The organism is Streptomyces sp. NPDC050546, from assembly GCF_044457425.1.
Classification (GTDB): domain Bacteria; phylum Actinomycetota; class Actinomycetes; order Streptomycetales; family Streptomycetaceae; genus Streptomyces.
The window spans coordinates 173,333-185,499 of record NZ_JBITGX010000019.1 but is presented as its reverse complement, the minus strand read 5'-3'; the positions used below and the strand labels follow the sequence as shown (position 1 = coordinate 185,499).

Annotated in this window: 13 protein-coding genes; 12 read left to right on the top strand and 1 reads right to left on the bottom strand. The window is 72.9% G+C overall.

The annotated features are described in order from the left end of the window. The 8 genes from ACIBK5_RS36445 to ACIBK5_RS36410 form a co-directional block, all read left to right on the top strand. Positions 1 to 637: phosphopantetheine-binding protein (locus ACIBK5_RS36445; protein WP_399026567.1), on the top strand; the 637-nt coding region annotated here is incomplete at its 5' end. A gap of 70 nt (positions 638 to 707) precedes the next feature. Next, positions 708 to 1,463, top strand: a complete 756-nt coding sequence (locus ACIBK5_RS36440; protein WP_399026565.1) for a 2OG-Fe dioxygenase family protein — start codon at positions 708 to 710, stop codon at positions 1,461 to 1,463. Further along, positions 1,460 to 2,578 carry a [LysW]-lysine hydrolase gene (locus ACIBK5_RS36435; protein ID WP_399026563.1) on the top strand — a complete coding sequence of 373 codons (1,119 nt, stop codon included), beginning with the start codon at positions 1,460 to 1,462 and terminating at the stop codon, positions 2,576 to 2,578. Before ACIBK5_RS36440 ends, ACIBK5_RS36435 begins: the two co-directional genes overlap by 4 nt. Further along, positions 2,575 to 3,435, top strand: a complete 861-nt coding sequence (gene lysX, locus ACIBK5_RS36430) for a lysine biosynthesis protein LysX (RefSeq protein ID WP_399026561.1) — start codon at positions 2,575 to 2,577, stop codon at positions 3,433 to 3,435. Before ACIBK5_RS36435 ends, lysX begins: the two co-directional genes overlap by 4 nt. A gap of 58 nt (positions 3,436 to 3,493) precedes the next feature. Beyond that, on the top strand, positions 3,494 to 3,868 hold the full coding sequence (locus tag ACIBK5_RS36425; RefSeq protein ID WP_399026559.1) for a hypothetical protein: 375 nt from the start codon (positions 3,494 to 3,496) through the stop codon (positions 3,866 to 3,868). 5 nt (positions 3,869 to 3,873) lie between these two features. Further along, positions 3,874 to 5,166 carry a DegT/DnrJ/EryC1/StrS family aminotransferase gene (locus ACIBK5_RS36420; RefSeq protein ID WP_399026557.1) on the top strand — a complete coding sequence of 431 codons (1,293 nt, stop codon included), beginning with the start codon at positions 3,874 to 3,876 and terminating at the stop codon, positions 5,164 to 5,166. Position 5,167: 1 nt separating this feature from the next. Continuing rightward, positions 5,168 to 6,031, top strand: a complete 864-nt coding sequence (locus ACIBK5_RS36415) for a transketolase (protein WP_399026555.1) — start codon at positions 5,168 to 5,170, stop codon at positions 6,029 to 6,031. Then, complete coding sequence (locus tag ACIBK5_RS36410) at positions 6,028 to 7,002, top strand: transketolase family protein (protein WP_399026553.1); 975 nt, start codon at positions 6,028 to 6,030, stop codon at positions 7,000 to 7,002. Before ACIBK5_RS36415 ends, ACIBK5_RS36410 begins: the two co-directional genes overlap by 4 nt. A gap of 121 nt (positions 7,003 to 7,123) precedes the next feature. Here ACIBK5_RS36410 and ACIBK5_RS36405 read toward each other — a convergent pair whose 3' ends face one another. Next, a complete protein-coding gene (locus tag ACIBK5_RS36405) occupies positions 7,124 to 7,996 on the bottom strand; it encodes a GNAT family N-acetyltransferase (protein WP_399026551.1) in 873 nt (290 codons plus the stop codon). Positions 7,997 to 8,221: 225 nt separating this feature from the next. Here ACIBK5_RS36405 and ACIBK5_RS36400 point away from each other — a divergent pair, with 225 nt between their 5' ends. The 4 genes from ACIBK5_RS36400 to ACIBK5_RS36385 all read left to right on the top strand — a co-directional run bounded on the left by ACIBK5_RS36400 (position 8,222) and on the right by ACIBK5_RS36385 (position 12,136). Further along, positions 8,222 to 8,656: a hypothetical protein gene (locus tag ACIBK5_RS36400; RefSeq protein ID WP_399026550.1), complete on the top strand. Its 435-nt coding sequence runs from the start codon at positions 8,222 to 8,224 to the stop codon at positions 8,654 to 8,656. After that, a complete protein-coding gene (locus ACIBK5_RS36395; protein ID WP_399026548.1) occupies positions 8,653 to 9,672 on the top strand; it encodes a BtrH N-terminal domain-containing protein in 1,020 nt (339 codons plus the stop codon). The genes ACIBK5_RS36400 and ACIBK5_RS36395 overlap by 4 nt, the downstream gene beginning before the upstream one ends. Positions 9,673 to 9,758: 86 nt before the next feature. Further along, complete coding sequence (locus tag ACIBK5_RS36390) at positions 9,759 to 10,754, top strand: TauD/TfdA family dioxygenase (RefSeq protein WP_399026546.1); 996 nt, start codon at positions 9,759 to 9,761, stop codon at positions 10,752 to 10,754. A gap of 245 nt (positions 10,755 to 10,999) precedes the next feature. After that, positions 11,000 to 12,136: a transaldolase family protein gene (locus ACIBK5_RS36385; RefSeq protein WP_399026544.1), complete on the top strand. Its 1,137-nt coding sequence runs from the start codon at positions 11,000 to 11,002 to the stop codon at positions 12,134 to 12,136. The last annotated feature ends 31 nt before the right edge of the window (positions 12,137 to 12,167 follow it).

The following is a 12,167-nucleotide window of genomic DNA, read 5'->3' as shown; positions in this document are numbered from 1 at the left end:
CCTCGACTACCTCGGCCGCCTCGACCACCAGATCAAAATCCGCGGCCAACGCATCGAACCCGCCGAAATCGACACCGCCCTCCAAACCCACCCCGACGTGCTGCACGCCATCACCACGGTCCACGTCTCCGCCGACGGCACGACACACCTGGCCGCGTACTACACCGCCCCGGACGGCGCCGAACCGCCCGCCGCCCCGGATCTGCGCGCCCATCTGCGGAACCGTCTGCCCGCGGCCATGGTCCCGGCCCACCTCACGCACCTGCCCGAGCTGCCCCAGCTGCCCAACGGCAAGGTCGACCGCAAGCGGCTGCCCGCGCCCGGCGGACAGACCGGGGGGCTGCCGAAGGTGGCGCCGCGCACCGCGGAGGAGTTCGTGGTCGCCGAGATCTGGTCCGAGGTGCTCGGCGTACGCGACCTCGGCGTCCAGGACGACTTCTACGACGTGGGCGGGGACTCCCTGCGCGCGATCCAGGTCTGCCAGCTGCTCTCGGACACCGGGTCCCCGGTCCCCCTGCCGTTCCTGCTCGGCAACCACACCGTGGAGCAGCTCGCCGCCCGGCTCGGTGCCGGCGCGGAGACGGACGCCGTCGGGGACGGCCCTGCATCCCCCGACGCCCCCGCGCTCGCCCGGTGAGGACCGCCTCCCGAACTCAAGACCCGCGATCCCGCCCGCTCCTGCGGGCAGCCGAATGGAGAACACCTTCATGACCACCACACCGCTGACCAGCACACCCCTTACCGCACCGAGCGACGGGGAATCCGGCGACCTCGGCCCCCGGCTGTTCCGGGAGGGCTACGCGGTGCTGCGCGGCAAGCGGCCCGGCGACGGGACTCCGGCGGCGGAGCTGGCCTCGTTCCAGGCGCTCTGGGACGACCTGGTGCTGGACGAGAACCTCACCGGCGGCAACACGTACCGCTTTCGGCGCTACGGCCGCGTATGGGGTGTGACGACGGCCGACGGGGCGGAGTTCACGCCGCTGCCGCACACCGCGTTCCAGCAGTCGGCCGAGCACATCCCGATCCACATGGGCCGGGCCCGGCTGTTCGAGCCGATCGCCCCCGAGCACCTGCTGCATCCGGTGCTGCACCGGCTGCTCGCCGACGACCTGCGGCTCATCGCAGCCGGCGACGACCGCCGGGAGTGGGAGATCGGCCTGCACATGGTGCGGACGGTCGCGGGCGAGACCCCGGGCCTGCCGACCCCCGAGGGCCGGCACCGCGACGGGCACGACTACATCGGCATGCACCTGATGAACCGGCGCGACTGCACCGGCGGCGAGTCGATCGTGTACCGGGAGGGCCTGCCGGACACCCGGCTGACGCTGACCGACCCGCTGGACGGGATGGTAGTGATCGACGCGGCGATCATGCACGAGGTCACCCCGATCGCCGCGACGACGGGCCAGGGCGTCCGGGACATGCTGCTCGTCGACTACAACGCGCGGGAGAATCGGCCGTGAACCGGCCGAGCCCTGCCCCGGCCGCCCCCGACCCCGTACCCCTGCTGCTCGACCTGGTCCGCACGCCCTCGGTGTCGGGAGACGAGCGGGCCGCGGTGCGGGTCCTCGTCGACCGGATGACCGTGCTCGGCTTCACGGCGTACGTGGACGGCGCGGGCAACGCGGTCGGCGAGTGCGGCGATCCGGACGGACCGGTGATCATGCTGCTCGGGCATATCGACACCGTCCCCGGCGACCTGCCGGTGGAGCGGCGCGGCGAGGTCCTGCACGGCCGCGGCACGGTCGACGCCAAGGGCCCGCTGGCCACGATGGTGTGGGCGGCGGCCCGCGCGGTCGCCGCCGGGGTCCGCGCCCGGCTGGTGGTGGTCGGTGCCGTGGAGGAGGAGGCGCTGTCCGGCGGCGCCCGTCATCTGGTCCACGAGCACACGCCGGACGCCCTGGTGATCGGCGAACCGAGCGGTGTGGACGGGGTGGTGCTCGGCTACAAGGGCATCCTGCGGCTGCGCTACGAGGTGGAGCGGCCGCCCGCGCACACCAGCACCCCCGAGGAGAAGGCCACCGAGGTCGCGGCCGGCTTCTGGGCGGCCCTGCGCGACGAGCTGGGGGCCCGCGACCCGGAGGCGGCGCTGTTCGACCGGCCGCTGCCGGCCCTGGTGGGCATGGGCGGCGACATCGAGCACGCCACGCTCGACATCTCCTGCCGCATCCCTCCCGGCTTCGACACCGACGGCTTCCTCGACCTGCTGCGGCGGGAGCACACGAACGGCGGCCTGATCACGGTGCTGGAACGCACCGACGCCGTCCGCTCCCCGCGTACCGACCCGGTCGTGCGGGCGCTCACCGCGGCGATCCGGAAGCGCGGGCTGCGCCCGGTGCCCAAGGTCAAGCTCGGCTCGTCGGACATGAACGTCGTGGCGCCGCACTGGCGGGTCCCCGTCGCGGCCTACGGACCGGGCGACGCCCGCCTGGACCACACCGATCAGGAGCACATCGACCTGCGCGAGTACCGGCTCGCGGTGGACACGCTGACCGACGCCCTCGGGCACCTGGCCGACTCCCTCGGCCGCGTACCGGCGGGCTCCGGCGAGAACGAGAGGACGGGGGTCCCCCGATGATCGATCCGACCGCACCCGTGGTCGTGCTCCAGTCCCGGATCCGGGTCGAGGAGAGGCGGCTGCTGGAGGAGTTCGACCGCAGGCGCGTGCCGTACCGGCTGCTGGACACCCGCACCGCGGTGTTCAGGCCGGGCGAGCTGAGCCTGCCGTACCGGGGAGCGCTGAGCCGGGAGATCTCGCACACCCGCAACCTGTATGCGACCCGGCTGCTGGAGCACGCCGGGCTGACCGTGGTCAACAGCCACGACATCGTCTCCACCTGCGGGGACAAGCTGCTCACCGCCCTGCGCCTGATGGAGGCCGGGGTCCCCACCCCGCGCACCCTGGTGGCCCTCACCCCCGATGCCGCGCTCGGCGCGCTGGACGACTTCGGCTACCCCTGTGTGTCGAAGCCGCTCACCGGCTCCTGGGGCCGCCTGGGCGCCCGCTTCAAGGACCGCGAGGCGGCGGAGGCGGTGCTGGAGCACCGGGACGCCCTGACCGGACCGCAGTACCGGATCACGTACGTCCAGGAGTACGTCGACAAGCCGGGCCGGGACATCCGCGCCTACGTCTTCGGCGGCGAGGTCGTCGGCGCGATCTACAAGTACTCCGATCACTGGCGCACCAACACCGCCCGCGGCGGGCGGCCCGAGGTCTGCCATGTCGGCCCCGAGCTGGAGAAGCTGCTGCGCGCCACGGCGGAAGCGATCGGTGAGGGCGTCCTCGCGGTCGACCTGCTGGAGGGTCCGCAGGGCGAGCTGTTCGTCAACGAGGTCAACCACACGCCCGAGTTCCACGGCGCGATCGACACGCTCGGCACCGGCATGGTCGGCCGCTACGTCGACTACGTGCTGCGCCGGCTCGAGACGCCGTGACGGCCACCCCCGACGGCCGGCGCCCCGACTACGGCCGCAGCGACAGGAGACGATCCCGATGAGCACCCACCGCACGACCCGCGTCACCACGATCCCGCTGACCTCTCCCCGGCCCTGCGACGGCGGCCTGCTGCCCGTCCCGGCCGGTCACTACGACTGGATACGGCTCCTGGTGGGGCTGGACGGCCCGCAGGACCATCCCGGCGCCGCCGAGCTGGACGAGGAGGTGTGGCTGCACTACCGCGAAGGCGTCGACCCGGAGTGGATGCGCACCACCGGCACCGCCGAGGACGGCCGCCGTACCGCGCGCATCCCGGTGCCCCGCCGCGATGAGCTGCTCGCCGTGCGCCTGCCCGACCGGCCCGGCGTCACCGTGCACGCCGCGGACTGCGTCGGCCGGCTGCCCGCCGCCGACACGATGAGCGGAGCGTGACGGCCATGAGCAGGCTCGCCATGTTCGGCGGCACCCGCACGCTGACGGCCGAGAACAAGGAGCCCGCGCTGATCGGCTGGCCCGTGGTCACCGACGCGGAGCGCGAGTCGGCGCTGCGGGTCCTGGACAGCGGTCAGTTCACCTCCAACAACACCGATGGCGAGGTGCAGCTGCTGGAGCGGGAGTGGGCCGAGTACGTCGGCACCGCGCACTGCGCCGCCGTGTCCAACGGCACCGCAGCCATCGAGCTGGCGCTGGCGGCCGCGGGCATCGAGCCGGGCGCCGAGGTTCTGGTGCCCGCGTTCACCTTCATCGCCAGCGCGATCGGTCCCGTCCAGCGGTCGCTGACCCCGGTGTTCGTGGACATCGACCCGGTCACCTTCTGCATGGACCCGGCCGCCGCCGAGGCGGCGATCACCCCGCGCACCCGGGCGATAGTGGTGGTGCACCTGCACGGGCTGCCGGCCGACATGACCGCCTTTCGGGCCCTCGCGGACCGGTACGGGCTGCTGCTCGTCGAGGACGCCGCCCAGTCCCACGCCGCCACCTACCTGGGTGCCCGCACCGGTTCCCTCGGTGACATCGCCACCTTCAGCCTCAACGTGGTGAAGAACCTGCCCACCTGCGGCGAGGGCGGGCTGGTCACCACCGACTCGGCGGACCTGCACCGGGAGGTGGAGCTGCGCCGCCAGTTCGGCGAGCGGCTGCAGGGCGCCCGCGAACGCGACTACCGCTCCCGGCGCGTGGCCGGCAACGAGAAGCTCAGCGCGGTCCAGGCGGCCTTCGCCCGGGCCCAGTTGACCCGGCTGGACGAGTACCACGAGGCCCGCACTCGCAACGTGCACGCGCTGCTGGACCGGCTCGGCCGGCTGCCGGGTGTCGTCACGCCCTACACCCCGTCGGACCGTACGCACGCCTGGCACATCCTGCGGCTGCGGTTCGACCCGGTGGCGCTGGGCCGGCCCGAGGTCGCTCCCGGCGCACTGCGCGCGATCCTGCACCGGGCGCTGCGGGCCGAGGGGGCACCTGTGCAGCCGTACCAGGTGGTGCCGCTGCCGGGACAGCCGGCGTTCCGCGAACTCGGCCACCGCGCCGAGGACTTCCCCGTCACCTGCGAGGTCATCGAGGACTCCCTCACCCTCCAGCGCTGGCACCTCAACCCCGCCTCCGGTCCGGTGCTGCAACGCATCGCGGACGCCTTCGAGAAGGTGTGGGAGCACCTGGACGTGCTGTGCACGGCGGCGGCCGGGCTCGACCACCGGCCCGCGTGGCAGCCGCGCGAGAAGGCGGGGGTATGAGATGAGCACGGCCGCTTTCCCCGCGTCGGTGCTCACGTCCCCCGACACCACCACCGCCGAGCGTGCCCTGGCCGTACGCGAGCGGATCCTTCAGATGGGCACGAGCCCGGACGGCACCCATGTCGGCGGCAGCCTGTCCTGCGCCGACGTACTGACCCTCCTCTACACCGAGGTGCTCCGGCTGCGCCCGGAGGACCCCGACTGGCCGGAGCGCGACCGGTTCATCCTCAGCAAGGGGCATGCGAGCGCCGCGCTGTACGCGGTGCTCGCCGCCCGCGGTTTCCTGCCGGAGGAGGAGCTCGCCGAGTACGGGCGTTCCGGCGGACGGCTGGCCGGGCATCCGCTGCGGCGGCTGCCCGGGGTGGAGTTCCCCACCGGTTCGCTCGGGCACGGTCTCTCGCTGGGCGTGGGCAGCGCGATCGCCGCCACCCGCCAGGGCAGGCCCAGCCGGGTCTTCGTGCTCATGGGCGACGGAGAGCTGCAGGAAGGCTCGGTGTGGGAGGCCGCGATGGCAGGGGCCCACCTGGGTCTGGGCAACCTCACCGCGATCGTCGACCGCAACCGCCTGCAGATCACCGGGCCCACGGAAGAACGGCTCGGCCTGGAGCCGCTGGCCGGCAAGTGGCGCGCGTTCGGCTGGGAGACGGTCGAGGTCGACGGCCATGATCTGGACGCGCTGCGCGCGGTGTTCACCTCGCTGCCCGCGCGGGCCGGCCGGCCGACCGCGGTGATCGCGGACACCGTCAAGGGCAAGGGCGTCCCGCTGTTCGAGAACAAGAAGAAGTCACATTCGGTGACCCTGAGCCCGGCGCTGCACCAGCGTGCGCTGGCCGGTCTGCGGGCCCGTTCGAGGAGGCAGACGTGACCGGCTGGCGGGAGCGGTACACGGGCGCGACCCGCGATGTGTACCGGGCGACCTTGCTCGACCTGGCCAAGTCCGACCCACGGATCTTCTGTGTGGACACGGACATGGGCGGCCTGGAGGACTCCTTCGAGTCCGAACTGCCGGGACAGTACGTGAACGTGGGCATCGCAGAGGCGAACCTGATGGGCGTGTCTGCGGGCCTCGCGGCCGACGGTCTGGTGCCGTTCGCGAACACCATCGCCTCGTTCGCGGCGACCCGCGCCTGCGAGCAGGTGAAGGTCGACATCGCGGGCAACGCGCTGCCGGTGCGGATCGTCGGCACCCACGGCGGTTTCTCCGCCGGGCACTACGGGCCGACGCATCACTCCCTGGAGGACGTGGCGATCATGCGGACGCTGCCGAACCTCACGGTGGTGGTGCCGGCCGACGCGGCGGAGACCGAGTACGCGGTCCGGGCGATCGCCGACACCTCGGCCTTCCCCGGGCCGGTGTACCTGCGGCTCGGCCGCAAGGCGACCGCGCTGGTCCACGACGGCCCGTACGCGTTCCGTATCGGCAAGGCGGACGTGCTGCGCGAGGGCGACGACGTGACGATCGTGGCGACCGGCCCCCTGCCGGTCGCCGAGGCGGTCGCGGCGGCCGGACTGCTGGCCGATCGGGGCATCTCGGCCCGGGTGTTGAACATGCACACCGTCAAACCGCTGGATACCGACGCGGTGCTGGCCGCGGCCCGCGAGACGGCGGGGCTGGTCACGGTCGAGGACCACGTCCTGGCGGGCGGCCTGGGCGGCGCGGTGAGCGAGCTGACCGCCGAGCACGCGCCGTGCCGGGTACACCGGATCGGCGTACCAGACGGCTTCCACGACGAGGTGGGCGTCGAGGCGGAACTCCTCGCCCGGGCCGGGGTGACCGCTCGGCAGATCGCCGAGGCCGCTCAGGAGGTGATCCGGCGCCGTGACCAGGGCCTGTAGCGGCCGACGCCGCCGGGCATACGGGGCGCGCGGTGCGGGCCCCCGGGCCTGTCCGGCGGATCGTGCCGGCGTCGCGGTGTCCGGCGCGCGCGGCTGCCGCGTTGTCGTCCGTCGCCGTCGCTCAGCCGTGCGCCCGGCCGTCGGGCACCGGCCCTTTCGGGTACGGGCGGCACAGAGCGAGCACGGAGGCGTCGATGGTACGGGGCATCAGGTACGGCGCGATCTCGCTCGGTGGACGGCCGAAGACCAGCAGGTCCCCGTCCATCCGGTCTGCGTGCCCGGCGAGCAGCTCCCGCCACTGCTGACGCACGTCCGCGCCGCCGCTCCAAGCGTCGGTGCCGAGGTGGGTCCCCCCGCCGACGCGGCGGGCCCGGTCCGCGAGCCCGGCGAACTCGTCCGTCCCGGAGTGCACGGACGGTACGGCGACGACGGTGCCGTCGGCGGTGGCGAACCAGTCCACCAGCGCGGTGCCCTCGGCGAGCGTCGCTGTGGGGCACGGCTGGGCGACAGGGGCGGGCGGCACGTCGAGCACCCGCTCCATCGTCACCTCGGAGAGCGCCTTGTCGGGGTTCGGCAGATAGCGGACGGTCCGGTAGCCGAAGCGGGCGTACACCGGGGGGTTGCCGCGCTCCACGACGGCGTCGAGGACCACCCGGTCCGCGCCGGCCGCGAGAGCGCCGGCCTCCAGGGCGCGCACCAGGCGCCGGGCCAGCCCGGAGCCGAGGGCGGCGGGCACGACGCACAGCCGGCGCACCTCAAAGGCGCCGGGGCCCTTGGGCATCGACCGGATGCTGCCCAGCAGCCTCCCGCTCGCATCGCACGCGATCCACAGTCCCGCGCCGGCAGCCAGATCGGCTTGGACCACTGCCGCCGTCTCGAACGCCCCGTCGGGCGCCGGAAGTCCGGGCAGGGGGTCGGCGTCGGCGAACGCGGCCCGGGTGGCCGCCGCGACCTCTTCCACGAGGTCCGCGGAGACGCCCGCGCCGATCCCCATGAATTCGATATCTATCGCACTGTCAAGGAGGTTCACATGGCGAACCTAGTCGACACGGCCGGATCGCACGTGACCGAAGCCGAATTCATTCCGGTGGAGCTGGACCGGCATTTCAACGGAAAGGGGGTTTCCACACCCAGGAGCTGGCCGACCACCGGCGGTTTCAACGTATGGGGAAATACCTTTCCCACAGAGGGCATTCCCGGCGGTGACACGGAGGCTCTCGTGGAAGGCACCCCCTTCCGCCTTCCCGAGCGGGCCCCCGCGAGCGGCAGCGTGCTGGACAATCTCCGCTGCCGTGGCCAGCTCGTACCCGTACCGCCCGGGGAACACCAGTGGATCCATGTACTGGCGGCGGCGGAGCGGCGCACCGAGGACGAGCTGACGCTGCACTACGCGGACGGGTCCGTACGCCGCCAGTGGCTGCGGGTGTCGGACTTCTGGCCCGAGACCGACCAGCGCTTCGGCGAGCTGCTGGCGTTCCGCACCCGCTACCTGATGTATCCGCGCCACTCCCAGCACAACATGGCGCCGTCCGTCTGGTACCAGCGGGTCCCCGTCACCGTGCCCGGCACGGTCACCGCCGTCGAGCTTCCCGACAACCCGGCGATGCACCTGTTCGCCATGACCCTGGAGACCCGAAGGACGGTACGAGCATGAGGGTGGAACTGTCCGGGATCACCTACTGGCGCCACGACCTGGGCCACTGCCTGCACACCACGATGGGCGTCCTGCTCCAGCACCACGGTCTCGACCCCCTCCAGGTCCTGGGCGCGGCCTGGGGCTTCTTCCACCGGCCCGGGGATGTGCGGCGCGAGGAGTACTTCTACCCGCTGCATCGCGAGGGGCTGCTGGAGAGCATGGCGCCGCACCACCCGGTGTGGTCGCGCTGGCACAGTCCCGAGGGCGCCGAGGCGGGCTGGCGGGAGGTGCGCGCCGCGGTGCTGGCCGGCAGCCCCGTCGCCGCCGCCGTCGACAACTTCCACCTCCCGTTCCGGCCCGCGTACCGCGACGTGCACACCAACCATCTGCTGGCCGTTTACGGGTTCGACGACGAGCGCGACCTGGTGCTCGTCGCCGACCCAGTGCCGCCCCGCTTCCAAGGCGCCATCCCCATCGGTCAGTTCACCGACGCCCGCGACTCGGCGAACCCGGTACTGCACGACCGGGACCTGTTCTTCACCGACAACCCGCTGGCCAACCGCTGGCTGGAAGTCGGCGTGAGCGACGAAGTGCCGCCGCATGACCGGGACTTCGTGCGGGGCGTGCTGGAGGCCAACCTGAAGGGCTTCACCGAGAGCCGGCCGGGCCCCGAACTGACCGGGATCGCCGGCCAGCAGCGGTTTCTCGACGAGGTCGGCGACCGGCTGGCGGCGGGCGACGAGTCGGTGATCGACGAGACGTTCATCGTGACCGGGGCGGTGCTCGCCATGACCGGCGTGCACGGCGACTATCTGGCCGCCACGGCCCGCGAGTTCGACTCCCCCGCACTGCTGGAGGCGGCACGGACCGTGGACCGGGTGGCCCACCACTGGAGTGCGCTCAGGATCGGCGTGGCCATGGCTCGCGACGAACCCGCTCTGGCCGAGGGACCCGTGCGCAGCCGGGCCAAGCACCTGATGGCCGACCAGGAGCTGGCTCTGGACCGGCTGCGGACCGTTGCGCGGTCGCTGTGACCCGCTCCGCGCCCGCCCCGACCGCCTCCCCCGGCACGTGTGCCACCCCCGCCGCGCCGCCGCCGTCCCACAGTCGAGAGGTCAAGATGCCCGAGATCGTCGTCCACAGCCTTCCGCAGCCCCTGCGGCAGGCGTTCTCCGAGGCGGTAGCCTCCCGGGTCGCGGCCGGTGCCCTCGGCGACACGGTGCTCGGCCGCCCCGAGTGGCAGCTGCCCGAGCGGCTGGCCGGTGAACTGCGCGAGGCTCTCGGCATGCCCAGCCCCGTGCGCGGATTCCGGGTGGTTCGCGGCCTGTTCGACGCCCTGCCCGCACCGGGCCCGACGCCGGCGCACTGGTCGGCCGCCGATCCGCACGACTCGGCCGGACACGACGTGGCGCTGGCACTCGCGGCCCGGACACTCGGCAGGGTGTTCGGCTGGACCGACCAGCAGGACGGCCGGATCGTCCACAACATCCTGCCCAGTCCCGGCTACGAGGAGATGCAGGTCGGCGCCAGCAGCACGGTGCCGCTGGCCTGGCACACCGAGGACGGCTTCCACCCCGAGCGGGCCGACCTCCTGCTGCTCGCCTGCGTCCGCAATCCGGACGACGTCGGCACCCGCCTGGCCGGGATACGCGACGCCCGGCTGCCGGAGGGGGCCGTGGCACAACTGCGCCGGCCGCTGCTGGTGATCGAGCCCGACGACAGCTACGAGGACGAGGACGCCGAGCGCGAGGAACGGATCGGCATGGCGACCGTCTGGGACGGCGAGGGCGGGCTCTGCGTCCGGTACGACCCCTCCTACACCCGCCGTCTGACCGAGGACGGGGAGTTCGCCGAGGCGTACGCGCGGCTGAGTGAGGCGTTCGAGGAGTGCGGATTCGTCGTGCCGCTGGAGCCGGGGGACCTGCTCGTCGTCGACAACGACGCCGTGGTGCACGGCCGGGTCGCTTTCCGCGCCCGCTACGACGGCAACGACCGCTGGCTCAAGCGGGTCCTGGTACGGGCGCCGCGGGTGCGGCCGGGCCGGGAGCGGCGGGAGCACGGCTACCACCAGCAGCAGGTGGCCCAGGAGCGGCACCTGCTGGCAGCGGGCACCTGAGCGGCAGCGCCATCGGGGCCGCCGACCGGCCGGCGGCCCCGGCGGCACAGCCTTTGATGCTCTCACCTGTCCGGAGCGTGGCTCAATCGCCTGGACCGGACTATGTCAGTATCCGCTTCTTTTTCGTGTGCAACTGACAAGGATGCGATGGGGAGTTCCTGAAGGCCACTGCTCCCCCACTACGGTCGGGGATTCCAGGAACGTCCTGGCAAACCATCCATCGGAGCCACGGAAATTGAGGTCCCATGGACATTCCGTCCCCCCTGCGGCGGGCCGGTGACGAGAGAGTGGCACTGTCCAACGAGCCCCTGAAACAGCTTGACGCCGAGGGTGTGTCCCTCTGGCTCGACGGCACCGACCGCCGGCACCTTTCCTCCGGCGAACTCGAAGTCCTCGTCCGGGACTTCGGCATCATCGGCGCCTCCTGCCCGCCGATCCGCCCGCACCGCGCGGTGGAGAGCCTGGACTACCGCGAACAGCTGCGCGAGCTGGCTGCCTTCGGTATGAACGCCGACGAGGCCGCCCGCACACTGACCGCGTACGACGTGCGCGCGGTCTGCGACGCCCTCGGCCCCGTCTGGCGCCGCAGCAAGGGCGCCGAGGGCCAGGTCTGCGCGCCGGTCGTGCACACCCTCGACACCCGGGCCACGCTCGGCGAGGCCCGCTGGCTGCGCTGGGCGGTGGACCGGCCGAACCTGCTGATCCAGTTCCCCGCCGACCCGGTGGGCCTGTCCGCCGCGTGCGACTGCCTCGCCCAGGGAATCGGCGCCACCGTCGGCCCGGTCTTCTCGGAGGAACAGCACGAGGAGGCCGTGGAGGCCTTGTTGCAGGGGCTGGAGCGGGCCGAGGCCGCCGGGCTGGCGCTGTCCCGGCTGGGGTCGGCGGTGCTGGTCCCGGTGGCCGAGGTCGACACCGTCGTGCAGTCCCTGCTGGCCTCGCACGGCGGCACAGGCCGTTCGCTCGGCCGCCGGATCGGTGTCGCGCTGGCCCGGCTGATGTTCACGGCGTACGAGGAGTGCCTGGACTCGCGGCGGTGGCGCAGGCTGGCGGCCGCGGGGGCCCGGCCGCCACGGCTGGTGTGGGCGATCGACCGGGCCTCGGCCGCACGACTGACCGGCGGCCTGGTCGCGGCGGGCACCGTGCAGTCCCTGACCTCCGGGGCCCTGGATCTGCTCACACATACGGCGGTGCTCCTGGAGGGCGACACGCTCTCGGGGCGCGCACCCAGCGCCCGGGACGACCTCGGGCTCCTCGCGCATCTCGGCGTCAGCTGGAAGCGGTCCGCGCGCGACCTGCTGGAGCGGGCCCCGCTCGAGCACCAGCGGTCCTGGAACGAGTTGGTCGAAGCGGTGGCCACCGTCTTGGAAGGGACGGACCACTGAGATGCCCCAGGCAGGTCCGCCGGCTCCCCGC

Excerpts from the sequence above, each read along its gene's own strand:
- ACIBK5_RS36440 (WP_399026565.1), top strand. The coding sequence starts at position 708 with ATGACCACCACACCGCTGACCAGCACACCCCTTACCGCACCGAGCGAC.
- lysX (WP_399026561.1), top strand. The coding sequence starts at position 2,575 with ATGATCGATCCGACCGCACCCGTGGTCGTGCTCCAGTCCCGGATCCGG.
- ACIBK5_RS36425 (WP_399026559.1), top strand. The coding sequence starts at position 3,494 with ATGAGCACCCACCGCACGACCCGCGTCACCACGATCCCGCTGACCTCT.
- ACIBK5_RS36420 (WP_399026557.1), top strand. The coding sequence starts at position 3,874 with ATGAGCAGGCTCGCCATGTTCGGCGGCACCCGCACGCTGACGGCCGAG.
- ACIBK5_RS36415 (WP_399026555.1), top strand. The coding sequence starts at position 5,168 with ATGAGCACGGCCGCTTTCCCCGCGTCGGTGCTCACGTCCCCCGACACC.
- ACIBK5_RS36405 (WP_399026551.1), bottom strand. The coding sequence starts at position 7,996 with ATGGGGATCGGCGCGGGCGTCTCCGCGGACCTCGTGGAAGAGGTCGCG.
- ACIBK5_RS36395 (WP_399026548.1), top strand. The coding sequence starts at position 8,653 with ATGAGGGTGGAACTGTCCGGGATCACCTACTGGCGCCACGACCTGGGC.
- ACIBK5_RS36390 (WP_399026546.1), top strand. The coding sequence starts at position 9,759 with ATGCCCGAGATCGTCGTCCACAGCCTTCCGCAGCCCCTGCGGCAGGCG.
- ACIBK5_RS36385 (WP_399026544.1), top strand. The coding sequence starts at position 11,000 with ATGGACATTCCGTCCCCCCTGCGGCGGGCCGGTGACGAGAGAGTGGCA.